Origin of the sequence: Pedobacter quisquiliarum, from assembly GCF_014642175.1 — a bacterium.
In the GTDB taxonomy this organism is placed as follows: Bacteria; Bacteroidota; Bacteroidia; order Sphingobacteriales; family Sphingobacteriaceae; genus Pedobacter; species Pedobacter quisquiliarum.
The window spans coordinates 17,782-41,755 of record NZ_BMIL01000011.1 but is presented as its reverse complement, the minus strand read 5'-3'; the positions used below and the strand labels follow the sequence as shown (position 1 = coordinate 41,755).

The window sequence follows — 23,974 nt, the reverse complement described above, 5'->3', positions numbered from 1 at the left end:
CAGAAAGCATTAAGGCGTTGCGAGCATCTGCTCGTAAACAGCTGTCAGTTCTTTTCCGATGATTTTGGAGTCGAAATGAGATTCTACGAATGTCCGGCCTTGTCTGCCCATAATGGCTCTCAAATCTGCATTTCCGGCAAGCAGGTGCAATTTCTCGTATAAGCCATTGGAGTCTTTCTCTGGCACCAGATAGCCCGTGGTGCCATCAATCACGCTGTCTGGAAAGCCATTGTGTAGGGTGGCGACAATCGGTATTCCGATCGCTTGCGCTTCCTGCAAAACCAACCCTTGTCCTTCGGTATCCCCATTGGCAGCGGTTACACTTGGCAGCAGGAACACGTCCGCCAGCTGGTAGTGTTTGATCACCTCATTCTGCATCATGGCACCATGGAACACCACTTCGTTTTCAATGTTCAGTTCTTTTGCCAATGCTTTCATGTCGTTAAGCAAGGGCCCTTCTCCAATCAGATGATATTGGAATTTTACGCCTGCTTTCTTCAGCAATGCTGCAGCCTGTAGTGAGTAAGGGTAGCCCTTTTTTTCAACAAAACGGCCCACCGTCAGTATTCTGAAAGTTTCACCTGCGGGCGGACTTTCCCGATAGTGAAACTGGTTGGTGTTTAAACACATCGGTATTTTCACAATCTGCCCTTCCGGACAGCCCGTATTAATCATTTTATTGATGATAAACCTGGAGTTTCCGGTGAACATTTCACATGCTTTGAACAGCCGGGTATAATAAGCGTTGCCATACTGCTTCGGATATACCGTGATGTCCTTTCCGTGGAAAGAAGAGATGAGTTTACAATTAACTGCCTTCATATCCTTCAGATCCGCGATCACCCGTGCCGTGGTGCCGAAGTGGCAATGTATAAGATCCGGTTGGTATTTCAGGAATTGTTCTGCAAGGATGACATACGTGCCATTGGCAGCGTCGCGGCCGTATTTAAAGAAGTTCATCGCTCGGAACATTAAGCCCGGATCTTTGAAAAGCAGTTTGCCAATGGCCTTCATTGCCATGGGGAACTTAGAAAGAACACCTTTCTCCCGCCCGCTTTCAAAGTAACGCACCTGATTATTCAGGCTTTCGTAGGCGGGGTGTACGGCTCCTTCTTTTTTGTTAAGCACGATAATAAGCACCTCGTAATTGCCCTGCTTAATCACTTCCGTAATCTGATTATACAGGAAGGATTGGGACACCACCGGGTAACCGCCTAAAATATAATATAACTTCTTTTTCATGGAGAATAGGGAGAAATGATTGTTTGGGGATTAAAGTTTCACATCGATTACCTGACCAGATTTATCTGAAAACAGTGTGTTGATGGATGCGACGGCGACAACTTCAGGTTTCAATAATGAATCATCGGCTTCATTACCGAAGTTCTTAACGCGCATTGGTGTTTTCGTTCTTTCCGGATTGATACAGTTAATTCGCACATCCGGCCACTCTTCACAAAGGGCCTGCACAAGATTCACAATGGCCGCTTTCGTAGAAGAGTAAATACTGTACAAGCTTCTGCCACGGGTGTAAGAACTGGAGGTGTAAAGCAGCACGGCGCCTTTTGATTCATTCAGGTATTTGAAACTTTCTTTCGCGACGATGACCGAGCCCAGATAGTTGATGTTAATGCTTTTTATAATGTCTTCATAAGATATGTTGGTGAGGGATTGTTTATCCAGCACGGCCGCCGTATTCACCACAAAATCAATTCGGCCTTCCTTGTCATATACGCCTTTAAGCGCTGCTGCAACCTGTTCTGCCGAGGATACGTCTACATCATTAGAACGGCTAAAGGAATAGCCTTTAGCACCAGCTTGGGCGCTCAGGTCAAGTATTTCCTTTCCAATGCCATAGCTTCCGCCAAAAACGACAAGAACCTTGTTTTTAAGTGTCGACTGTATACCTTCCGATAAGCTGGAACCACCTGTCCCTAAAGAGGATTTTAGCTGGAATAACTTATCGATCAGAAAAACATCTTCCTTGTACGTGAGCTTCATGTTGAATTGCTCTCCATGCACCACATAGATCTTCTCCTCGGGAATATACTTCTTAACCACACCGCAGTCGTCAGTAGCCCTGAAATTTGGATCTTGCAACGCAAGCTCGTAAGCCCTCTTGATGGTCCCAATGGCAAATGCCTGAGGGGTCTGACCGTTATATAGGAAATCCCGGTTTGGAATTTCATTAATCAGGTTGTCCTGAACCTGTATAATGGTATCCGTCGTTTTGATGGCAACATCTACCGCGTTATACGTTTGCAATGCTGTTATGCAGTCGGAAATAATCCGATGGTTTACCAATGGCCGTACAGCATCATGGAAGATCAGGTTTACGTCCTGATCGGAATAGGCGTTAATCGCCGAGAGACTGGAGTCGTAGCGTTCGGCACCGCCATTTAAGATTTTCTTAAGCTTCGTAAAGCTGTTTAGTTTTGCAATTTCTTCAATGTCGCTGATGTGATCTGGATTCGATACAACGGCAACTTCGTCAATCTCAGGATGCGTTTCGAAGACTTCAAGGGTATGCTCAATAACCTTTCTGCCAGCAATTTTTAATAACTGTTTTGGCCGCTGTTCACCAAGTCTTACGCCTTTTCCGCCTGCTAATATGATTGCGATATTTTTCTTCATGCTATTCATTTTCGTTTATGAAAACTGCTTCTTTGTGCCAGAAGACAGTTTCTTCATTTCTTCCAAAACCCGTTTGGATGAGTCACCATCCATATAGGTATGAAATGTTTTCAGGAACTTCTGAAATTCAAGTTGATACGCTGGTGTTGTAAACCAGCTCAGATCTTTTAAGTATGTAAGCAAAGTTTCACCATCGTAAATAAACGGTCCTGGTAAAACCGTCTTCAGATCATAGTAAAAGCTCCGCATCTTTGTATAATTATCGTAGTCGTGGAAGTAATAGATAATCGGCTTGCCGGTAATGGCGAAATCGGTTACAATCGCGCTGTAGTCTGAAATCAACAGGTCCGATATCAACATCAACTCCTGAGAGTCATCGATACGGTCAGAAAGATCGAGGATGTTTTTATATTGATCCGGAACTTTCAGCGTCTTATCCCATGGATGCTTTTTCACAACAAAAGCAATGTTGTTACCTTCCAGCCAGTCGTTCAGTAAGCCCCAGAACTGAACATTGAAGGGTTCAAATGCCCCTTTGTCTCTGAAAGTGGGTGTATAGGCATAGATTTTATCAAACTTGTCCAAGCCATATCTGACTTTAATTTCCTGAAAAACAGCTGCATCATCAAAAAAGACGTCGTTTTTGGGAGAGCCCGTTATGGCGACATTCTCGTTTTCAAAGCTGCGGATCATCAACTCCTGATGTGCGTCTGAAGCAGCAGAAATCATCCGGTATTGCTTATAGGCTTTCCTAAGCAAAACCAACTTTTTGGGCGCATTGGTGGTGTCCAGGAGTGCTGAATTCTTAAACCCATTGCCATGCCATAACTGCAGGATGGAAAAGTTGCCGATGAGCCAGGTATAGGTGCTGTCTTGAATGATGTGTTCTGCACGAAACAGTTTGTAATGAACAAGCATCCGGCCCGTTACAACATGGAAGTGCTGCGCCCGGAGCATGTTGTATGTTTCCGCATTATTAGTACACCATACGGCAGTATACCGTGCTTTTTCAGGACAGCTATTCAAATACAGAAAATACTGCTTTAGATTTCCGGAAAAACCAGCTTTGTTATGTGTCGGATAGAATACGATTAAACCTTCCTTTTTAGGAATGAAATAAGATAGCCACGTGAAAAGAATCCTGCGCAGGCGCAGCAGAAAGAACCGTATACCCATAGGCGAGCTTTATAATTTAGTTAGTCTAAGAAGAAGTTTTGCAAGTGTTAATTTAACATCAGCTTAACCTTCTCTTAATCAGTACGCAAAACTATTCCAATAACTTAAATCCAGCTCTTACTTCTCAATTCTGTGCATCAGAATGGTTTATTCTGTGAAATTTATCTCAGAAATCAACAAAAGGGTAAGCAGAGCACCGGGACGCTCGACCTGCGGGCTGTAAATCAAGTATATTGCTGAGTACTCTAGGAAAAATTATCTGATTCTAAGCTAAATCTATTATATGAATGTCCTGGTCTTGACGAATGTTATACCTGCTCCGATTTTAACAACAAAAAAGAGGGAAAATGATGTCCTGCTGAAAACAGCAGCACTGCATGAAGAGATGCACAAAGATGTTAAATACACCTTCGTTTATGTGCTTTATACATCTTTCTTTTCCAAGTGGCTCCCCAAACACAAGGAGCATAAAGATTTCCTGGCCTTGAAGCAGTTTACCGCTGATAACAGGCAGATCGAAATTATTGCAGTGCCCAGATTCAAGTGGAACCCCCAGCTTTGGTCTTTCTATATGCGTCTGGCCTATTTCCTGAATAAGAAAAAATTAGACCGAATTGTCCGCGAAAACAAGATCGACATCATCCATGCACACAACATCATGGCCGATGCCGGGGTGGCCTGCCAGCTGTCGGAGCAGTTCAACATACCCTATGTTGTAACCTCCAGGCAAATGGGAAAAGGGAAGTTGGACAAGCACATCATCAAGTTCATGGGCCGCGCCAAAGCCATGATCAGCCTGAATCATCAGGAGAAAAAGGCCTGTGATGCATTCACCGCACACTCTTACGTGATCTCTCATGGCGTTGAAAAGCCATTCCTGCAACAGGAAAAGATCTATAATGATGGTCCGGTTTTAAAGATCGTGACCATGGCGCGTTTACTCGATTGGAAGAACATAGACAAGGTGCTCTACGCTTTGAAGAACATTGGTGCAGGTTTCACGTATGACATATACGGCGATGGGCCGGAGTTTAAGCATCTCGAACGCATTGTTCAGGAATCCGGACTTCAAGATAAGGTGCAGTTTAAGGGCTTCGTGCCCTATGACCTGGTTCCGCAAACCATGGCGGAATACGACCTGTTCGTGCTTCCAAGTTATAAAGAATGGTTCGGAAGGGTTTACATTGAAGCGATGGCCTGTGGACTTCCAATCATCGGCTCTCGCAGAACAGGCATGGATGGTTACATCACCGAAGGTGAACAAGGCTTTCTTGTTGATCACACCAACCTGGATGATTTACAGCAAACCATACAGAAGTTCCTAGACGATAAACAGCTGAAAGTAGTGATGGGAAAAAAAGCAAAGGTGTTTGCACAGGACTTTACCTGGGACAGCGTGATCGGTAAGATCGACAGGCTCTACCGCGACGTTGCTGCGGGCAGGGAATATCAGGAAAATGACCCGGAGTTCGTACCTTTGACCCATGAACACCCGTCTCTTTGATTTCACGCAAAAGGTAAACTACAAAACTGAAATACTTGCCGGGCTCACGGTGGCCATGACCATGATGCCCGAATCCCTATCGTTTGCGATCCTTGCTGGCTTTCCGCCCCTGGCAGGCCTGTACGCAGCTTTCATCATGGGGCTGGTTACTTCCATCTTTGGCGGCCGTCCGGGATTAATCTCCGGAGGGGCTGGTGCTACGGTGGTTGTCCTTATCGCGCTCATGCAGTCACATGGCATCGAATATGTATTTGGGGCAGTGGCACTCGCGGGGGTTATCCAGATCCTGATCGGCGTATTGAAGTTTGGGAAGTTCATCCGGCTGGTGCCCCAACCCGTCATGTATGGCTTTGTGAATGGACTGGCTGTAATCATTTTCATGGCGCAGCTTGAGCAGTTCAAAACCGTGGTGAACGGGCAAACGACCTGGCTTTCCGGAACGCCATTATACATTATGGCCGGACTGGTTGCGCTAACCATCGCCATTGTCTATCTATTCCCAAAGATCAGCAAAGCCGTGCCGCCTTCCCTTGTGGCGATCATCGTCGTAGGTTTGTTGGTATTCGGACTTGGTATCCAGACCAAAACCGTTAGTGATATTGCCTCTGTAAGTGGTGGATTTCCGCCTTTCCACATCCCCCAGATTCCTTTTAACCTCGAAGCCTTCCAGATCATATTCCCTTATGCGTTGATTATGGCTGCTGTGGGCCTCACCGAAGGTTTGCTAACGCTGAACCTGGTAGATGAAATCACCGCAACACGCGGAAATGGGAACCGGGAGTGTATTGCACAGGGCAGTGCAAACATGCTGAACGGCTTTTTCTTCGGGATGGGCGGTTGCCCGATGATTGCACAAACGCTGGTAAACCTTTCTGCAGGGGCAAGGGCACGCCTCTCTGGAATTGTCGCCGCCTTGACCATCTTGCTGATCATCCTGTTTGGCGCACCAATTATCGGCCGTCTGCCCGTGGCTGCGCTAACCGGCGTGATGATTATGGTTGCCATTGGCACCTTTGAATGGATGAGTTTCAAGATCATCAACAAGATGCCTAAACAGGACATCGTTGTGGGGGTACTGGTCGCCTTGATCACCGTCTGGCTGCATAACCTTGCACTCGCAGTACTTGTTGGCGTAATCATCTCTGCCTTGGTTTTTGCCTGGGAAAGTGCCAAGCGCATCCGGGCAAGAAAGTTTATCGATCAGGATGGTGCTAAGCACTATGAAATCTACGGTCCATTGTTCTTTGGCTCTGTCGCCGCGTTCAATGAGAAATTTGATGTCCAGAATGATCCCGAGACGGTGATCATAGACTTCAAGGAATGCAAAGTTACGGACATGTCGGCCATAGATGCCTTAAACAAGCTCACGCAACGATATGCTCAAATGGGCAAAACTTTGCACCTGCGGTCATTGAGTGAAGACTGCCGCATCCTGCTCCGTAACGCATCGGCTGTAATAGATGTAAACGTGGATGATGATCCAACATATCACGTTGCCGTAGACCGGTTGAAATAAAACTAAACATGTGTATATTCAGGTATGAATATCGCGGAACATATTGCTAGGCATCTGCGGGATGTGTATGCCGGGCAAAACTGGACAGAGGTGAATTTGCAAACCACCCTGGAAGACGTTAGCTATGAAGAGGCGTCGGAGGTTACACCAGCTTCTGTCAACACCATCGCCGGACTGGTGCATCACCTGACGTTCTGGAACCGCGTCATGGCGCAGCGCATTGCCGGCATGAAGGTTGAAATACCGGAGTCTAACGGCTATGATAATGCCGCGTTGAATGATCCGGCTACCTGGCATACCCTGAAAAAAGAATGTTTCCAGTCGGGCAATGCATTAGCTGCTGCGACAGAGAAACTTACCGTCGGACAACTGGAACAGGAAATCTTGCCAGGCTATCCGAGCGCCTACAAGAGTCTACAGGGTTGTGTAGAGCATGTCCACTATCATCTTGGGCAGATTGTAATCCTCAAACAACTGCTGCGTGCATTACATGTGAAAAATGTAACGACCTGATACCCATTTTCTCTAGCGGTTTAGTAGGGTATAAGTTTTGAGGTGGGATGTGAACCCCAGATCCCATCCTTTTTGATGCAACAGTACCCTCAGCACAAACAACGCGTAATTATTTATACTGCCAAATCTATGGTCCTGCTATCGCTGCTGTTTGTGTGCGTTGGCTTGATTTACATCAGTACGCACTTCATGAGCCGCCCTTTGACGCACAAAGGTTTTAGCCCACCAATATCCACACTGCCCAATTCAAATTCAAGTGCCGGATTTGCTGCACTGCCTGAAAAGACTGCGGCCTGGACCGCACCGCAGGAATCGTCAATACCACCCGGCGCCCTCGGCGACTCCATTCGTTACGGCCGTGAACTCATTGCAAACACCGCAAAATATTTCGGCCCCCAGGGAAAAATCGCCAGAATTTCAAACGGTATGAATTGCCAGAACTGCCACCTGAATGCCGGCACAAAACCTTTCGCTAACAACTACGCAATCTTCTTTGCAAACTACCCGAAGAAAGGCGCCCGCTCCGGGAAAACGGATCAGGTTACAGATCGTATATCCGACTGCTTTCAAAGAAGTTTAAACGGCAAGATGCCTGATAAAACGGGCAAGGAAGTCCGTTCGATGGTGGCCTATTTCAAATGGGTTGGTCAGCGTGTACAAAAAGGGGAGAAGGTGGGTGGTACAGCTACTGCTAAACTGGCCCATCTGGACCGCCCTGCGGATCCGGCAAAGGGCCTGCTGGTGTATAAAGAGCATTGCCAAAGCTGTCATGGTGCAGATGGTGCTGGCCAGAAAGCCAAAGATCAGCTGACGTACCTTTATCCACCTTTATGGGGCACAAACAGCTATAATGATGGTGCTGGCATGTATCGCCTGAGCAATTTCGCGGGCTTTGTTAAAAACAACATGCCTTATGGCATTGACCACAATAATCCAGTACTGGAAGATGAGGAGGCCTGGGATGTGGCAGCCTATGTGAACAGCAGGCCACGGCCACATCGCGCACAGGAAAAGGATTATCCGGATCTTGCCAAGAAGCCCATTGATGCCCCGTATGGGCCTTACCCGGATCATTTTTCCGAATTGCAGCATAAATACGGCCCCTTTAAGCCGATTGTAGAATTTGGGAAAAGCACCACAGCAAGCATGGGGATAACAAGGGGCCGACAGGGGGATCACAGGGGGCAAACAGGGGGTTAACAGGGCCATGGCCTCACTAAGGCCTTGCCGCCGGCCTGTAGGCCTCAAGTCGCCCGCTCGTCTGCGCTGGATTTCCGCTGCAACGGTCTCTTTGCTATAAAGAAGTTACTTCAATGGGCGCATTAAGGCGCCTGAAAAAAGTAAATAATACACACTTTTGTTATAAGATGCGCGCTGTCAAGATATTTATCCTTAAACCCAATTTTCAATGAAGACCTTTAAACCGCTATTTACTTTTACGATCCTGGCGCTCCTGAGTACGTCTGGTTACGCACAGCAGAAGAAATCGGCAACAAAATCTGGCAACCCCATCTTTCCCGGTTGGTATGCAGATCCTGAGGCCCGTATTTTCAACAACACTTACTGGGTGTACCCAACCTTTTCTGAAGAATATGGCGAACCTAAAAAGAACCAGAAACCCCGTCAGCTTACCCCAGAGCAGCAGGCACTCCAGAAAAACACCATCAATCCGCAATACCTGAGACAAACTTTCCTGGATGCTTTTTCATCTAAAGATCTGGTGACCTGGAAAAAACATCCGAATGTTTTGGACATAAAAGACGTAAAATGGGCTGCTTATTCCATCTGGGCGCCGTCCATCACCCAGAAGGATGGTAAGTACTACCTGTTCTTTGGTGCAAATGACATTCAGAATGATGAGCAGCTGGGTGGTATCGGCGTTGCCGTATCAGATAAACCTGAAGGACCATTCGTAGATCATATCGGTAAACCGCTGATTGATAAGTTCCATAATGGTGCGCAGCCTATTGATCAATTCGTGTTTAAAGATGTTGACGGACAATATTACCTGCTTTATGGCGGTTGGAAACACTGCAATATTGCAAAACTAAATAACGACTTTACGGGTTTTATCCCCTTTGAAGATGGCACGGTGTTCAAATCCATAACACCGGAGAACTTTGTGGAAGGTGTGTTTATGATTGAGCGTAAAGGTAAATACTACCTGATGTGGTCTGAAGGCGGCTGGATGGGTCCGGATTACAGTGTAGCTTACGCTGTCGCGGATTCACCAATGGGGCCATTTAAACGCGTTGGCAAGATCTTACAGCAGGATCCGGAGATTGCAAGAGGTGCTGGTCACCACTCCGTAATCAACGCGCCGGGCACAGACGACTGGTATATCTTTTATCACCGCAGACCGCTGAACACGAAAGTTGGCTATCATCGTGAAACTGCCGTAGACCGCATGTATTTTGACGAGAACGGCATGATCCTTCCGGTGAAAATCACTAATGAGGGGGTTGAAAAGAGAAAGTTAAAATAGACCTGATGCATAAATTAGAAGCTGTATTGTTTGATCTTGATGGTACCTTAATCGATTCTGAATATTTTCACTATGGCTGCTGGATGGATATCCTCAGCACTTTTGATATCCATGTTCCTTATGAGGAATGGGCGATCACGTATGCGGGACATCCGCTTCCGGAAAACTGTAGAACGATTAAAGAGACCTTCCGCCTGGATATTCCCATACAGGAATTGATGGACTGGCGGGAAAGGTTGAGCAGAGAAGGCTTCTCTACGAAGGACATCCGTTTGATGCCACATGCGGCAGAGACGCTGGAATATTTTAAGAACAAGGGATTAAAGATCGCGCTGGTAACTGCTAGTCCGCGGGATAATGTGAAGATCATTTTCGAACGCAATGGCTTGGGGCACTACTTCGATACGATGGTGACCCGTTCTGATGTGGAACTGAGTAAACCTGATCCGGAAAGTTACCTGAAGGCTGTTGAGCAGCTGGGTGTGGACAAAGCTGCCTGTGTAGCCTTTGAAGATACCCTGAATGGCTTGAGAGCAGCGAAAGGTGCAGGCGTGACTTGCTACGTGATTCAGCACGATGAAACACAGCATCCGCTTTTAAGTATTGCAGATAAGATTTTCCTGCGTTTAGATGATGCGATTCAGGATCTTGAGGCGCAAGGCCTGGTGTAGGTTATTCTTGAATTAGCTAACTTAGTAGATATAGAAAAGGCCCGGAGTTCCGGGCCTTTTTGTTGGTCTGCATTATCAAATAGCAGAACTAAGCTGGTTTATGTGGATTGCAGCAATGCAGTGATCTATGCTTTTGGGTCGTAAGCAAGGTCAAAGCCGATGTCTTCCCTGAAGTACTTGCCGTCGAAGTAAATCCTTGCAGCATCTGCTGTTGCGGATTGTAGTGCATCAAAAAACGTGTCCTGCAGGCTGGTAATTGCGATCACGCGGCCGCCGTTACTTTTCACCTGTGCGCCATCGGCGATGGTACCTGCATGGAAAGCAATGGATTTACGGATGTTTTCAATGCCAGAGATCGCTTTTCCTTTTTCGTAATGGCCAGGGTATCCGCCGGCAACAATCATGATCGTTGCCGCACTTTTATCGCTGATCTTCAATTCAACTTCATTAAGGCGCTTTTCAGCGGTTGCTTTAAACAGCTCGACAAGGTCAGAATCAATACGCGGAATGACGCTTTCCGTCTCCGGATCGCCCATACGGCAGTTGTATTCAATAACGTATGGCTTCTCGTCAACTTTAATCAGGCCAAAAAAGATAAAGCCGGTATAGTCTATACCATCTTTCTTCAGGCCTTCTATGGTTGGTTTAATGATGTCTTGTTCTACTTCTTTCAGGAATTCTGGTGTTGCGAAAGGAACCGGTGATACGGAACCCATACCGCCTGTATTTAGGCCAGAATCGCCTGCGCCGATGCGCTTGTAATCTTTAGCTTCCGGCAGGATCACGTAATGATCACCATCGGTTAACACGAACACCGAGAGTTCAATGCCAGAAAGGAACTCTTCTACGACAACCGTTGAACCGGCATCGCCGAACTTACCGCTTAGCATAAGTTTCAGCTCTTCCTGCGCTTCAGCGTTGTTGTCCAGGATAAGCACCCCTTTTCCAGCAGCGAGGCCATCGGCTTTAAGTACGATCGGCGTTGCGTGGTGTTCCAGGTAGGTAAGGCCTTCCTCCAGCGTAGCTGCGGTGAACGTTCTGGAACCTGCAGTTGGAATGCCGTGGCGTACCATAAACTGCTTGGAGAAATCTTTACTACCTTCCAGGATGGCGCCTTCTTTTTTCGGGCCGATCACCGGGATGTTTGCCAGGCTGGCATCGCTTAAGAAGTAATCATGAATACCGCTTACCAAAGGTTCTTCGGGTCCAACAACCACCATCTGGATGTTTTCCTTAAGCACTAATGCCTTTACGGCAGCGAAGTCATTTGGATTAAGTGGCACGTTTTTACCGTATGCGGATGTGCCCGCATTTCCGGGTGCAATAAACAGCGATGTACAAGCTTCAGATTGGCTCATCTTCCAGGCGAAAGCACTTTCTCGGCCGCCAGAACCTAATATTAAGATATTCATATGGACAAAGATACCGGTTTGAGGAACTTTATCCAGTTTATGGTTTAATTAATGCAAATAATACAAAAGGCGCCTGAGCAAAGTACAGGATATTTCGTATTTTTAGCGGCGACAACTGCCATAATGACCTGTGTTGGGGCAATGGCCTGGTTGTTGTAAATTTCTCAATTTTATAAAATATTAGGCATAAGACATGTTAGGATTTTTAACCAAGGTATTTGGAAGCAAGTCAGAAAGAGACATTAAGGCGATCCAACCCCTTGTAATCAAAATAAACGAAGAATACGCTAAACTCTCGTCTATTTCCAACGACGAACTTCGTTCAAAAACCGTTTACTTTAAGGATGTTATCGCAAAAGCACTTGCAGATATAGATGGTAAAATCGGCGATCTGAAAGCAAGCGCAGAAGGTGCTGAGCTGGATCTTGCTGGTAAAACCGCGATCTATGATCAGGTGGATGCTTTAGCAAAAGACAGAGATAAAGAACTGGAAACAGTGCTGTTGGATATCCTTCCGCAGGCATTTGCCGTGGTTAAGGAAACTTCAAGACGTTTTTCGGAGAACCAGTTCCTGGAAGTTACGGCGACAGAATACGACCGCAACTATGCAGCGCGTAAAGCAAACGTAACCATTCAGGGCGACAAGGCAATCTGGGCAAACCATTGGGATGCTGCCGGGAATGACGTAGTTTGGAACATGGTGCACTATGATGTGCAGCTGATTGGTGGTATTGTACTACACAGCGGGAAGATTGCAGAGATGGCAACAGGTGAGGGTAAAACCCTTGTAAGTACATTGCCTGCATACCTGAACGCCTTAGCTGGTCAGGGCGTACACATCGTTACAGTCAACGACTACCTTGCACGACGTGACTCGGAGTGGAACGGTCCTTTGTTCGAATTCCATGGTCTACGTGTAGATTGTATTGATAAACACGAACCAAACTCTGAAGCACGTAGAAACGCTTATACTGCAGATATTACTTACGGAACGAACAATGAGTTTGGTTTCGATTACCTGCGCGACAATATGTCTCAAACACCAGGTCAGTTGGTGCAACGCAAGCTGCACTTCGCGATGGTCGATGAGGTCGATTCGGTATTGATTGATGATGCACGTACGCCATTGATCATCTCTGGTCCGGTTCCTTTCGGTGATCAGCATGAGTTTTATGAGTTGAAACCACGCATTGAGCGTTTGGTTTCTGCACAGAAAGATTATGTTTCCAGAGCATTAAACGAAGCTAAGAAATTGATTAATGATGGTAAGACCGGTGCTGATGAGGGTGGATTAGCCTTACTTAGAGCACACCGTGGTTTGCCTAAAAATAAAGCATTGATCAAGTTTTTAAGTGAAGGAAGTGTAAAGCAGACTTTACTGAAAACAGAAAATCACTATCTGGCAGATCAGTCTAAGAACATGCCGAAGGTAGATGAGGAGTTGTACTTCTACATCGACGAGAAAAACAACCAGGTAGAATTAACGGAAAAGGGTATTGAGCTGATCACCAAATCTGGTGAGGATGCGAGCTTCTTCGTATTACCTGATGTGGGTACCGAGATTGCGGAGATTGAAAAATCTGCAATGAGCAACGAAGAAAAGGTGCAGGCGAAAGATGAATTGATGCGTGATTACTCGATCAAAGCAGAAAGAATTCACTCTGTAAACCAATTGTTAAAAGCTTATACCTTGTTTGAGGCAGACGTTGAGTACATCATCGACGAAGGCAAGATTAAGATTGTAGATGAGCAGACTGGTCGTATTATGGACGGTCGCCGCTACTCTGATGGATTGCACCAGGCGATTGAAGCAAAAGAGAACGTTAAAGTTGAAGATGCTTCACAAACCTATGCAACGGTTACCCTGCAGAACTTCTTCAGAATGTACCACAAATTATGTGGTATGACCGGTACCGCGACTACGGAAGCGGGTGAGTTCTGGTCGATCTACAAATTGGACGTGGTTGAAATTCCAACCAACCGTGCGATTTCAAGAACGGATCACCAGGATTATGTTTACCGTACAGTTAGAGAAAAATACAATGCAGTAGCAGAAGAGATTGGTAAGCTTACGGAGGCCGGTCGTCCGGTTCTTGTGGGTACCACTTCTGTAGAGATTTCAGAATTATTAAGCCGCATGCTTAAGTTGCGCGGTATTAAACATAATGTACTGAATGCGAAGATGCACCAGCGCGAGGCAGACATCGTTGCCGAAGCAGGTCAGGCAGGTACAGTAACCATCGCCACCAACATGGCTGGTCGTGGTACGGATATCAAGTTAGGCGCAGGCGTGAAGGAAGCCGGTGGTTTAGCGATTGTAGGTACAGAAAGACATGAGTCTCGTCGTGTAGACAGACAGCTACGTGGTCGTGCCGGTCGTCAGGGTGATCCAGGTTCGTCACAATTCTTTGTGTCTCTGGAAGATAACCTAATGCGATTATTCGGTTCAGAACGTATTTCGAACATTATGGTGAAAATGGGTATCGAGGAAGGTGAAGTCATTCAGCATTCCATGATCACCAAATCTATTGAGCGTGCACAGAAGAAAGTTGAAGAGAACAACTTTGGTATCCGTAAGCGTTTACTGGAGTACGATGATGTGATGAACTCACAGCGTACCGTTATCTATGCGAAACGTAGAAATGCATTGTTCGGTGAGCGTTTAGACGTTGACATGAGCAACATGGTGTTTGACGTAGCGGAAGATATCGTTACAGAATATAAGGAGTCTGCAAATTACGACGGCTTTAAGCTGGAAGTGATTCGTAACTTCTCTATGGACACCGAAATCACTTCAGCTGAATTCTCCAGTCAGAACATCAATGCGCTAACAGATCGCTTATTTACAGAAGCTTCTTCATTCTATGAAAGAAAGTCTGATGCGATCATTCAGCAGGCGCTACCAGTATTGAAACAGGTGTATGACGAGCGCGGTACTTATATTGAGCAGATCGTAATTCCTTTCACTGATGGTATCAGAAGCATCCAGGTGCCAGTAGGCCTAAAGGTTGCGATCGATAACAACGGTAGAGAGATCACCAAATCATTCGAGAAGACCATTGTATTGGGCTTGATCGATGAGTCATGGAAAGAGCACTTACGTGAGATGGATGAGCTTAAGCAGTCTGTACAGAATGCTGTTTATGAGCAAAAAGATCCATTGATCATCTATAAAATGGAGGCTTTCAACCTATTTAAAAACATGCTTAATGCGGTAAATAAAGAGGTAGTTAGTTTCTTATACAAAGGTGGAATTCCGGTTCAGCAGGAACCAGAGCAGATTCAGGAGGCTCCAGAAGCACCTAAAGCTGTTCCGGCGAATGTGAAAACTTCTAAACCGGAGTTTCAATCTGCGACCAGCGATGCCATTGTTATGGACGATACGCGTGAGGCAGTTCCGCAAACACCCATCCGCAAGGAAGTAGTAACGGGAAGAAATGAGCCATGCCCTTGTGGTAGCGGCAAGAAGTTCAAGAATTGCCATGGCGCTGGAATGTAATTTGTAATACCCACGAAGAATGCCGATTTTTGTAAAAGAATATCGGCATTCTTCTTTTTAGGACCTTTTCATGAAGTTATTATTTACCTGTTTGTTGACTGTAATTGGTTTAACGACCCTGGCCCAGAGCAAAGGGACGGTGACAGTTGTTAAAGATCCCAAGATTGATACCATCATTGAAAAGCGAATTCTGCTTAATAAGAAGGATGCGCCGGTTACGACTAAACCAGGCAGTGCGATTGTTTCTCAGATGGGATACCGGGTTCAGGTTTACTACGGATCGGACCGTAGGGTCGTCTTTAAAGAGCAGGCACGTTTTTCTGCGCTTTACCCGGCCCTGATGACCTACGTAACCTACAAGGAGCCGAACTACTACCTCCGCGTTGGCGACTTCCGGACCCGTATGGAAGCGCAGAAGCTGATGTCTGAACTCAGATCAACCTATCCAACTTTGTTTATCTTCCGGGAGAAGATAAATGCGCCTAATCTAGATTACAGCAATGATAACTAAAGATAAGATCCAGCACTTAGCGGCACAGGTATTTGATGATGTGGTGGCCTTTCGCCAGCACCTGCATGCCAATCCAGAACTGTCGTTCAAGGAATTTGAAACTTCAAAGTTTATTAAGGACAAGCTTGAAAGCTGGGGTATCCCTTTTTCCAGCATGGCCAATACCGGTGTTGTGGGCATTATTGAAGGTGCTTTACCATCCGACCAAGTCATCGCTTTGCGTGCCGATATGGATGCACTGCCCATCTTTGAAACCAATGATAAACCCTATGCTTCCAGGAACCCGGGTGTAATGCATGCCTGCGGTCATGATGTGCACAGCGCTTCTTTGCTGGGCACGGCTTTTATATTGAACAATCTAAAGGACTCGTTTGGCGGTACCATCAAACTGATTTTTCAACCTGCTGAAGAGGTTTTACCTGGCGGCGCGAGTATCATGATTCAAGAAGGTGTTCTGGAAAATCCAGTGCCGCATAACATCGTCGGTCAGCATGTAATGCCACTGATTCCAAGTGGTAAGGTTGGCTTCCGTTCTGGTATTTACATGGCCAGCACAGATGAGCTGTATGTTACGGTGCATGGAAAGGGCGGCCATGGTGCACAGCCACACCAGAACATCGATCCGGTACTGATTACGGCACATATCCTTGTTGCCCTGCAGCAAGTGGTGAGTCGCAATGCAGATCCGCGTTTGCCAACGGTTTTATCCTTTGGAAAAGTGAATGCGAATGGTGCGACGAACATCATACCCAATGAAGTGAAGCTGGAAGGCACTTTCCGTACGCTGAACGAAGACTGGCGCAAAGAAGCGCTTGCCAGGATGAAGAAAATGGCAGAAGGCATTGCCGAGAGTATGGGTGGCAGCTGTGATTTCAACATCATGCATGGCTATCCGTTCCTGATCAATGAGGAGCAGCTTACTGCAAATGCCAAAGCCTACGCAGAAGATTACCTGGGTAAGGAAAACGTGGAAGATCTGGATATCTGGATGGCCGCGGAAGATTTTGCCTACTACTCACAGGTTACAAACGCTTGTTTCTACCGTTTAGGCACAGGAAATCCTGCTAAGAACACCACGAACTCTGTACACACCCCCAACTTTGATGTAGACGAAGATGCACTGAAGACCTCGACAGGTTTGATGGCATACATTGCATTGAAGCAGTTGGGTAACTAGTTATAATGCACAAAAGATTCCTTCTTCTTTTCTTGTTTCTTGGTCTGAAAACCGCTTCTGCGCAGGAAATTCAGCGCTTCAACCCGGACACACTACAAACCATTCAGCTTGATTCTGTTGTGAACATCAAGGCGAGTCGTCTGAATGTGGAGACCTTTATCCAGGCGATCATCAACGATACCAGCTTTTACCAGGCTTTCCGGGAGATGAAGAAATACCGCTTCCAGGCGGAGAACCAGTTCTATACCTACGACAAAAAAAACAAGATAAACGGTAAAATTTACCGCAAGATCAATCACCTGACTACAAAAGGCAATAAGGTGCAGTACCTGGTAAAGCAGGACAGCGGAAAGGTGTTCAAGAAGAATGGCAAATACCAGCTTTATACGCTGGAGATGTTCGATTACATCTTCATGAATGCGTACCAATCAGAATTCTCGGATGGCAGCTTCAACGCGAAGACCGCCGACGGGAAGAACGGCAGCTATAAGGATAAGCTGAAGACCTTGATCTTCTCTCCGGGAAGACCCGTGAAAGGTTTGCCGCTGATTGGCAACAAGACGGAAATCTTTTCCGCCAACATGCGCCAGTATTACGATTATAGCTTCTACAGTGCCACTTACCTGGACTCCATTCCGGTGTACCGCTTTGAGGTTAAGGTTAAACCAGACCTGAGCAGCTGGACGAAGGACGGTCTCATGATTAAGACACTGACCACCATTTTCGACAAGCGTAATTTTGAAATCCTTGGCCGGTATGTGGACATGAAATATGATAATCTTTTATTTGATTTCGATGTGCAGATGAACATTGAAATGCGCTACCTTAATGAAACGAAGTTACCGAGCAAAATCACCTATCAGGGCAATTGGAACATCCCTTTGAAAAAAGAGGAGCGTGCAAGTTTCCTGATTCTCCACAAAGATTACAGAAATTAAGCTGAGCAACAAAGGCGCTTAGCAAGAGCCCTGGAATAGCATATTATAGCATGAAAAACTCAAGATATATTTTATTTGTCGCAGCACTGTTGCTGTTTACGACAAGATTTGAAGTTAAAGCACAACTCAGCGCGGCGCAGCTGGACAGCGTTGTAAATAAGACGCTAAGCACCTTCAATGTGCCCGGCATTGCGCTCGGCATTGTGAAGGATGGTAAACTGATCCATGCAAAAGGCTATGGGGTGCGGTCCATCAAAACCAACGAGAAAGTTGATGAAAATACCCTTTTTGGCGTGGCATCAAATAGTAAAGCTTTTACGGCTGCCGCTGTTGGGATGTTGGTGGATCAGGGTAAGCTGGAATGGGACACCAAAGTGACAGACGTGATCCCTGAATTTAAGCTGTATGATACCTATGTAACGCAGGAATTTACGGTGCGCGACTTGCTGACGCACCGCAGTGGACTGGGGCTCGGTGCAGGCGACCTGATGATCTGGCCGGATTCAAATACCATTAACAAGGAACAACTTATTCACAACCTGCGCTATCTTAAACCAGTTTCCTCTTTCCGCTCCAAATACGACTATGATAACCTGTTGTACATTATCGCAGGAGAGGTTGTAGCCAGGGTATCTAAGATGACCTTTGAAGATTTTATTGAGCAGAAGATTATTCAGCCCTTGGGTATGACTGCAACGGCAGCTTCCTGGTACAGGCTCAAGGATAAAAGCAATGTTATAGATGGCCATGCACCTATTGGAGATAAGCTGGTGCCTGTTGGACTAAGTTTCAGTGAGCTGGCTAATGCTGCCGGTGGCATGTACTCCAACGTTGTGGATATGAGCAAATGGGTGATTTCGAAGATCGATGAGGGGAAGTATGGCGAGGGGCTGAACAAGCAACTGTATAGCAAGCAGGTGCATCAGGAAATGTGGACACCACAAACGCTTGTTAAAGGTGGTTCTCCTTACAATACGCACTTTAATAGTTACGGAATTGGCTGGTTTTTAAGTGACGTAAATGGTTATTTCCAGGCTTCACATACCGGTGGACTGGCAGGTATCGTTACGCAGGTGACCATTCTTCCTGAACTTAAACTAGGCATTATTGTGCTCACCAACCAGCAGTCGGGCGCGGCATTTACGGCCATCACGAATACCATTAAAGACAGCTACTTCGGCATCAAAGGCAAAGACCGGATTAAGCAGTACAATGATGCGCGATTGGCCAACGAGAAAGAAGCCAAAGCAATTACCGATAATGTTTCTGCCGCGATTGCAGCACAGCAGAAAGCATCTAAAGGCAAAGGCGGATTGCAGCAGATTGAAGGCGACTATAAAGACTCTTGGTTTGGAAATGTAAACATCGACGCGCGTAAAACCGGGTACTATTTTACCGCTAAAAATGCACCTAAGTTACAAGGCAAGATGTACTTTTATAAGGGCAACACGTTTATTGTAAAATGGAATGAGCGTAGCCTCGACGCGGATGCTTTTGTAACCTTTACCTTAAATCATGAAGCTAAACCCATCGGATTTAAGATGGAGGCAATTTCGCCGCTTACGGATTTCAGCTTTGATTTCCAGGACTTAGATTTTACACGAGTGCATGATAAATAGTGAAACCATCAATAAAATCATGGATGCCGCCCGTATTGAGGAGGTTGTCGGTGATTTTGTTGCTTTAAAGAAACGCGGTACCAGCCTGATTGGAAACTGTCCTTTTCACAATGAGAAGACGCCTTCCTTCAACGTTTCGGTAACCAAGGGGATCTACAAGTGCTTCGGCTGTGGTAAAGGGGGCGATGCGGTCCACTTCATCATGGACCATGAGAAGTATTCCTATCCGGAGGCCCTGAAGTTTCTTGCCAATAAGTATAACATTCCGGTTGAGGAGACGGTACAAAGTCCGCAGAACATTGAGGCGCAAAACGCCCGTGAGGCGCTGTACATCGTTTCGCAATATGCTGCGGGCTTTTTCAGTGAGCAGCTCTGGAATGGTTCTGAGGGCCGTGCCGTAGGTTTAAGCTACTTCAAGGAGCGTGGTTTCCGTGAAGACATCATCAGAAAGTTTGAGCTGGGCTATTCGCCGGATTCCTGGGATGCGCTGATCAATGCCTCCAAAGCTGCGGGCCACCGGGAAGCCTACCTGGAAAGCACCGGCCTGGTCGTGAAAAACGAGAAAGGCAAGCTGTACGACCGCTTCCGCGGTAGGGTCATGTTTCCCATCCATAACTTCACCGGCAGGGTAATCGGCTTCGGCGGAAGAACCCTAAAGACCGATAAGAACGTTCCCAAGTACGTCAACTCGCCGGAGAGTGATATCTACCATAAATCTAACGTGCTTTATGGCTTGTACCACGCGAAGAAGGCGATCCGGGATCTGGACAACTGCTATCTTGTAGAAGGTTATGCGGATGTACTTTCGGCGCATCAGGCGGGCGTGGAGAACGTAGTGGCTTCATCAGGTACTTCACTGACGACAGAGCAGATCCGGCTGATCGGCCGCTTCACGCAGAACGTGACCATGCTGTATGATGGTGATGCTGCGGGGATCAAAGCTTCCCTCCGTGGGCTGGACATGATCCTGGAGGAAGGGCTAAACGTAAAGGTGCTGAACTTCCCTGACGGGCATGACCCGGATTCGTATATGCACCTCGTGGGTGCCGGTGCATTCAAGCACTACATTGAAAATAACCGCAAGGATTTTATCCTTTTCAAAGCAGATACCTTACTTAAGGAAGCCGGCAACGACCCGATCAAACGAGCGGGGATTATCCGGGATATCGTAGAAAGCATTGCGAAGATTCCTGACAACATCAAGGCCTCCGTGTTTATCCGCGAATGCAGTCACCTCCTGCAGGTGGAAGAGCGGATTTTGCTGACGGAGCTGAACAGTATGCGTGCGGCGAAGTTTAAGAAAGCCACAAACCAGCAGCAGGGGCAATACCCATCCAGCCAGCAGGGACAGTATCCTTCAGGCCAGCAGGGACAATACCCTTCTGGGCAGCAGGGAAAGTATCAGCAAGGTCAATACCAGCAATCTAATTTTCAGCCTTCACAGTTCCATCCGGATCAGCCGCCTGAGAACCTGTTTGATGACAGTCCGCAACCAGCGCCGGTAACGATTGATCAGGAGGAAGTGCAGGAGAAGGAGATCGTGCGACTGTTATTGGCTTATGGGCATGAGCTCGTGAACTGGGACAAGATCGACAACATGTTCATTGGATCGTTCATCATCCAGAACCTTTCGGATGTGAGCTTTAAACACCCGATCTGCAAGCGGATCATCGCGGCCTACCGCGACGAGATTGAAAACGGGCAATTGCCTGTCGCAAATCAGTTCATCAAAGGGGAGGATCGGGAGATCGCTGACCTGGCCATCACCCTTTCTACTTCGCCCTATGCATTAAGTGAAAACTGGTACAACCGGCATCAAATCTATGTGCGGGATGAAACCATGAACCTGAAAGCAACGGTGCTGGGTGGTATTTTTCATTTGAAGAAGCGCAAGGTAGACCAGATTCTATTGGACCTGCTGCAGGAGATTAAAGAAGAAAATGATGCCACCAATCAGGAGATTTTAATGCAGCGCTACGCGCACATCAAGAACGTAGAAAAGGAGATTTCCAAGTTTCTAGGCTCGGTGATCCTGAAATAAACTGCATTTTTTTGAGGGTGCGGTCGGCCGTACAAAGTAGTATCTGCGCAAAACTTCCGTAATGATGGATAAACCTTTAAGCAACAAGCTATTCAAGTTTGACAAAGCGCATCACTTAGTTCGTCACTCATAAAGAAAATCTCTATATCGCAATTTATGCTTCAATGCTCTGTTTTCATTTCTGTAAACCAATAATAATTCGCCTATGGCAGTACACCTGGATCTTGGCCGATATGGCGAACAACTCGCAAAAGACTTCCTGATTGATGCAGGATACAGAATATTGGACCAGAATTGGCGTTATGGTCGTGCGGAGCTTGATCTGATCGCCAGCAAAGATCAAAGGATCATTTTCGTAGAAGTAAAGACCCGGCGTTCCGCCGATCATGGTGAACCTGAAGATTTCGTCAACTGGAAGAAAGAAAAACAGCTTGAATTTGCCTCTTCAGCATACATTGCCCAACGGAATCATCATGGGGAAATACGATTTGACATAATTGCTATTATATTTGAAAATAAAGACCTTTATCAGATTAATCATATACAAGATGCGTTTTGGCCAAGCTAATGTTACCATAAAAAATACCAAGTTCCTATTTCTCTTTTCTTTGATCCTTTCTACAGCATGTATGAGCTGCAAGCAAGAAAATGGCGGCAGCACGCCGGGATACGGCTTTAAAGCACCGGAACAAGGTGCATCTTATGTGCTGGGGCAGGATGTAGATGTCCAGCTGGAAGTTCCGGAAGGGCAGACCATTAAGTCGGTGACCTACATGCTCGACAGTACACAGCTGGGAACCAAAAACGATGGCACAGCATTCCGGTTCCCAACGAAGGACCTTTCGCTTGGCTACAAACTAATCTCCGCAATCGTGGACAATGGCACCAACAAAGACACCCTGACGGTAAACATCCTTGTGAAATCGGCGATTAAGCCGGTGATCCATGGCTACCAGGTGGTAAATGCCTTTCCGCACGACACAACTTCTTATACCCAAGGCTTGGAGTACCACGACGGCAGATTGCTGGAAAGCACAGGGGAGGTGGGGAAATCGACCTTACGCTGGGTGGAGCTTAAAACAGGCAAAACGCTGCAGCGCATTGACATTGCACCGCCTTACTTCGCTGAAGGTTCTACACTGATCGACGGGAAAGTTATCATGCTAACCTGGCAGCACAATATGGGCTTTGTGTACGACGCACAAAGCTTCAAGCAGCTCAGCACATTCAACTATCAAAACAGTCGCGAGGGCTGGGGCTTAACCTTCGATGGTAAGCAGTTGCTGAAATCTGATGGAACAAATAAGATTTGGTTCCTGAACAAGGATAACTACCAGGAAGAGCGTTCAATTGAGGTTTATGACGATCAGGGTGAGGTAAGTCAGCTGAATGAACTGGAGTATATTGACGGAAAGTTATACGCGAACATCTATCAGTCGAACAGAATAGCCATTATAGACCCCAAAACAGGCGCTGTAGAAGCTTATATTGATGCGACTGGTATTCTGCCACAGAGTGACACTTTCATTAACACAGATGTCTTAAATGGAATCGCATGGGACGCAAAAGGAAAGCGTCTTTTCATTACAGGAAAAAGATGGGACAAACTGTTCGAGATCAAGCTGGTCCCAGCTAAAACACAATAGGTATTTAAAGGGCTTTGCGCATTATCGATTAAATATGCTATACAACCCCAAATTCCCTAATCTTTCTTCTTTTCTTTAGGTTCACTCAGATTTCCATTGAAAGACATGGGCTGTCTGTTGACGTTCTGAACCGAAAGACTTGCATACCCTTTCTCTGAAATGTTGAACACCAGTTTCTGGTGATCTCTTACATCATTGGGTTCAATGGTAATCACCCAGTTCTTCTTCTTTTTCTCCGCATTGTACTTGAAGTCTTTAGACTTGAACTTTGTGCCGGAGTCGTTAGGGTCGTAAGATGGGGTAAATGAACGGCCGTAGAAAGGCAGATAAGCCACTACACTGTCCTTCGTTACCCGGACATCGTACTGCTGCCCGGAAAGGTTCAACAGGTTGTTCCTGGAGTTCGGATATTGATTTAAGACCTGATTCAAGGCATTGTCAGCCATTGGAATTGCAGTTACGGCGTTAAAAACGAAGTTCTGCTGCTTAACGATCCGTTCAGTTGTTTCCTTATCTGTTTGTGCGGAGGCCTGCAATGCGCCAAACGCAAATATAATGGTGAGAATTTTAGTTAATGATTTCATAATTATGTAGTTATTAATATTAAACAAGGATGCATGCAAAAGGTTTAA

19 protein-coding genes are annotated in these 23,974 nt (G+C 46.3%); 14 read left to right on the top strand and 5 right to left on the bottom strand.

Going from position 1 to position 23,974, the window contains the following annotated elements:
- Positions 1-9 precede the first annotated feature (9 nt).
- The 3 genes from IEW69_RS14905 to IEW69_RS14895 are packed head-to-tail and all read right to left on the bottom strand — an operon-like array spanning position 10 to position 3,810.
- Positions 10-1,242 carry a glycosyltransferase gene (locus tag IEW69_RS14905; protein WP_188627676.1) on the bottom strand — a complete coding sequence of 411 codons (1,233 nt, stop codon included), beginning with the start codon at positions 1,240-1,242 and terminating at the stop codon, positions 10-12.
- A gap of 30 nt (positions 1,243-1,272) precedes the next feature.
- Entirely contained in the window at positions 1,273-2,634 is a 1,362-nt protein-coding gene (locus IEW69_RS14900; protein ID WP_229663640.1) for a bifunctional cytidylyltransferase/SDR family oxidoreductase, read from the bottom strand.
- A gap of 15 nt (positions 2,635-2,649) precedes the next feature.
- Entirely contained in the window at positions 2,650-3,810 is a 1,161-nt protein-coding gene (locus IEW69_RS14895) for a CDP-glycerol glycerophosphotransferase family protein (protein ID WP_188627674.1), read from the bottom strand.
- Between the two features lie 283 nt (positions 3,811-4,093).
- On the opposite strand from IEW69_RS14895, the gene IEW69_RS14890 reads away from it, so the two are divergent.
- The 6 genes from IEW69_RS14890 (at position 4,094) to IEW69_RS14865 (ending at position 10,499) form a co-directional block, all read left to right on the top strand.
- Positions 4,094-5,314: a glycosyltransferase gene (locus IEW69_RS14890; RefSeq protein ID WP_188627673.1), complete on the top strand. Its 1,221-nt coding sequence runs from the start codon at positions 4,094-4,096 to the stop codon at positions 5,312-5,314.
- Positions 5,295-6,830 carry a SulP family inorganic anion transporter gene (locus tag IEW69_RS14885; protein ID WP_188627672.1) on the top strand — a complete coding sequence of 512 codons (1,536 nt, stop codon included), beginning with the start codon at positions 5,295-5,297 and terminating at the stop codon, positions 6,828-6,830. Before IEW69_RS14890 ends, IEW69_RS14885 begins: the two co-directional genes overlap by 20 nt.
- Before the next feature lie 24 nt (positions 6,831-6,854).
- Positions 6,855-7,343 (top strand): DinB family protein, encoded by a 489-nt coding sequence (locus IEW69_RS14880; RefSeq protein ID WP_188627671.1) that lies wholly within the window; start codon positions 6,855-6,857, stop codon positions 7,341-7,343.
- 129 nt (positions 7,344-7,472) lie between these two features.
- The gene (locus tag IEW69_RS14875; RefSeq protein WP_229663639.1) at positions 7,473-8,543 is read left to right on the top strand and encodes a c-type cytochrome; all 1,071 of its coding nucleotides are present in this window, start codon (positions 7,473-7,475) and stop codon (positions 8,541-8,543) included.
- Positions 8,544-8,751: 208 nt separating this feature from the next.
- A complete protein-coding gene (locus tag IEW69_RS14870) occupies positions 8,752-9,828 on the top strand; it encodes a glycoside hydrolase family 43 protein (RefSeq protein WP_188627670.1) in 1,077 nt (358 codons plus the stop codon).
- Between the two features lie 5 nt (positions 9,829-9,833).
- The gene (locus IEW69_RS14865) at positions 9,834-10,499 is read left to right on the top strand and encodes an HAD family hydrolase (protein WP_188627669.1); all 666 of its coding nucleotides are present in this window, start codon (positions 9,834-9,836) and stop codon (positions 10,497-10,499) included.
- Positions 10,500-10,624: 125 nt separating this feature from the next.
- Here the strand turns inward: IEW69_RS14865 and purD are convergent, their stop codons facing one another.
- Positions 10,625-11,911: a phosphoribosylamine--glycine ligase gene (gene purD / locus IEW69_RS14860; RefSeq protein WP_188627668.1), complete on the bottom strand. Its 1,287-nt coding sequence runs from the start codon at positions 11,909-11,911 to the stop codon at positions 10,625-10,627.
- Positions 11,912-12,104: 193 nt separating this feature from the next.
- Between purD and secA the strand changes: the two genes are divergently transcribed.
- The 8 genes from secA to IEW69_RS14820 all read left to right on the top strand — a co-directional run bounded on the left by secA (position 12,105) and on the right by IEW69_RS14820 (position 23,342).
- Positions 12,105-15,410, top strand: coding sequence for a preprotein translocase subunit SecA (gene secA, locus IEW69_RS14855; RefSeq protein ID WP_188627667.1), 3,306 nt, complete (start codon positions 12,105-12,107; stop codon positions 15,408-15,410).
- Positions 15,411-15,480: 70 nt separating this feature from the next.
- Positions 15,481-15,921 (top strand): SPOR domain-containing protein, encoded by a 441-nt coding sequence (locus IEW69_RS14850; RefSeq protein WP_229663638.1) that lies wholly within the window; start codon positions 15,481-15,483, stop codon positions 15,919-15,921.
- Complete coding sequence (locus IEW69_RS14845; protein WP_188627666.1) at positions 15,911-17,098, top strand: M20 metallopeptidase family protein; 1,188 nt, start codon at positions 15,911-15,913, stop codon at positions 17,096-17,098. Before IEW69_RS14850 ends, IEW69_RS14845 begins: the two co-directional genes overlap by 11 nt.
- Before the next feature lie 5 nt (positions 17,099-17,103).
- Entirely contained in the window at positions 17,104-18,036 is a 933-nt protein-coding gene (locus tag IEW69_RS14840) for a hypothetical protein (protein ID WP_188627665.1), read from the top strand.
- Positions 18,037-18,086: 50 nt separating this feature from the next.
- Entirely contained in the window at positions 18,087-19,655 is a 1,569-nt protein-coding gene (locus tag IEW69_RS14835) for a serine hydrolase (RefSeq protein ID WP_188627664.1), read from the top strand.
- Positions 19,645-21,696 (top strand): DNA primase, encoded by a 2,052-nt coding sequence (gene dnaG, locus IEW69_RS14830; RefSeq protein ID WP_188627663.1) that lies wholly within the window; start codon positions 19,645-19,647, stop codon positions 21,694-21,696. The genes IEW69_RS14835 and dnaG overlap by 11 nt, the downstream gene beginning before the upstream one ends.
- A 205-nt stretch (positions 21,697-21,901) precedes the next feature.
- Positions 21,902-22,264, top strand: a complete 363-nt coding sequence (locus IEW69_RS14825; protein ID WP_188627662.1) for a YraN family protein — start codon at positions 21,902-21,904, stop codon at positions 22,262-22,264.
- A gap of 61 nt (positions 22,265-22,325) precedes the next feature.
- The gene (locus IEW69_RS14820; RefSeq protein WP_229663637.1) at positions 22,326-23,342 is read left to right on the top strand and encodes a glutaminyl-peptide cyclotransferase; all 1,017 of its coding nucleotides are present in this window, start codon (positions 22,326-22,328) and stop codon (positions 23,340-23,342) included.
- A 56-nt stretch (positions 23,343-23,398) separates the two neighbouring features.
- Here the strand turns inward: IEW69_RS14820 and IEW69_RS14815 are convergent, their stop codons facing one another.
- Positions 23,399-23,926, bottom strand: coding sequence for a DUF4251 domain-containing protein (locus IEW69_RS14815; RefSeq protein ID WP_188627660.1), 528 nt, complete (start codon positions 23,924-23,926; stop codon positions 23,399-23,401).
- Between the last annotated feature and the right edge of the window lie 48 nt (positions 23,927-23,974).

Excerpts from the sequence above, each read along its gene's own strand:
- IEW69_RS14905 (WP_188627676.1), bottom strand. The coding sequence starts at position 1,242 with ATGAAAAAGAAGTTATATTATATTTTAGGCGGTTACCCGGTGGTGTCC.
- IEW69_RS14900 (WP_229663640.1), bottom strand. The coding sequence starts at position 2,634 with ATGAAGAAAAATATCGCAATCATATTAGCAGGCGGAAAAGGCGTAAGA.
- IEW69_RS14895 (WP_188627674.1), bottom strand. The coding sequence starts at position 3,810 with ATGGGTATACGGTTCTTTCTGCTGCGCCTGCGCAGGATTCTTTTCACG.
- IEW69_RS14890 (WP_188627673.1), top strand. The coding sequence starts at position 4,094 with ATGAATGTCCTGGTCTTGACGAATGTTATACCTGCTCCGATTTTAACA.
- IEW69_RS14885 (WP_188627672.1), top strand. The coding sequence starts at position 5,295 with ATGAACACCCGTCTCTTTGATTTCACGCAAAAGGTAAACTACAAAACT.
- IEW69_RS14880 (WP_188627671.1), top strand. The coding sequence starts at position 6,855 with ATGAATATCGCGGAACATATTGCTAGGCATCTGCGGGATGTGTATGCC.
- IEW69_RS14875 (WP_229663639.1), top strand. The coding sequence starts at position 7,473 with ATGGTCCTGCTATCGCTGCTGTTTGTGTGCGTTGGCTTGATTTACATC.
- IEW69_RS14870 (WP_188627670.1), top strand. The coding sequence starts at position 8,752 with ATGAAGACCTTTAAACCGCTATTTACTTTTACGATCCTGGCGCTCCTG.
- IEW69_RS14865 (WP_188627669.1), top strand. The coding sequence starts at position 9,834 with ATGCATAAATTAGAAGCTGTATTGTTTGATCTTGATGGTACCTTAATC.
- purD (WP_188627668.1), bottom strand. The coding sequence starts at position 11,911 with ATGAATATCTTAATATTAGGTTCTGGCGGCCGAGAAAGTGCTTTCGCC.
- secA (WP_188627667.1), top strand. The coding sequence starts at position 12,105 with ATGTTAGGATTTTTAACCAAGGTATTTGGAAGCAAGTCAGAAAGAGAC.
- IEW69_RS14850 (WP_229663638.1), top strand. The coding sequence starts at position 15,481 with ATGAAGTTATTATTTACCTGTTTGTTGACTGTAATTGGTTTAACGACC.
- IEW69_RS14845 (WP_188627666.1), top strand. The coding sequence starts at position 15,911 with ATGATAACTAAAGATAAGATCCAGCACTTAGCGGCACAGGTATTTGAT.
- IEW69_RS14840 (WP_188627665.1), top strand. The coding sequence starts at position 17,104 with ATGCACAAAAGATTCCTTCTTCTTTTCTTGTTTCTTGGTCTGAAAACC.
- IEW69_RS14835 (WP_188627664.1), top strand. The coding sequence starts at position 18,087 with ATGAAAAACTCAAGATATATTTTATTTGTCGCAGCACTGTTGCTGTTT.
- dnaG (WP_188627663.1), top strand. The coding sequence starts at position 19,645 with ATGATAAATAGTGAAACCATCAATAAAATCATGGATGCCGCCCGTATT.
- IEW69_RS14825 (WP_188627662.1), top strand. The coding sequence starts at position 21,902 with ATGGCAGTACACCTGGATCTTGGCCGATATGGCGAACAACTCGCAAAA.
- IEW69_RS14820 (WP_229663637.1), top strand. The coding sequence starts at position 22,326 with ATGAGCTGCAAGCAAGAAAATGGCGGCAGCACGCCGGGATACGGCTTT.
- IEW69_RS14815 (WP_188627660.1), bottom strand. The coding sequence starts at position 23,926 with ATGAAATCATTAACTAAAATTCTCACCATTATATTTGCGTTTGGCGCA.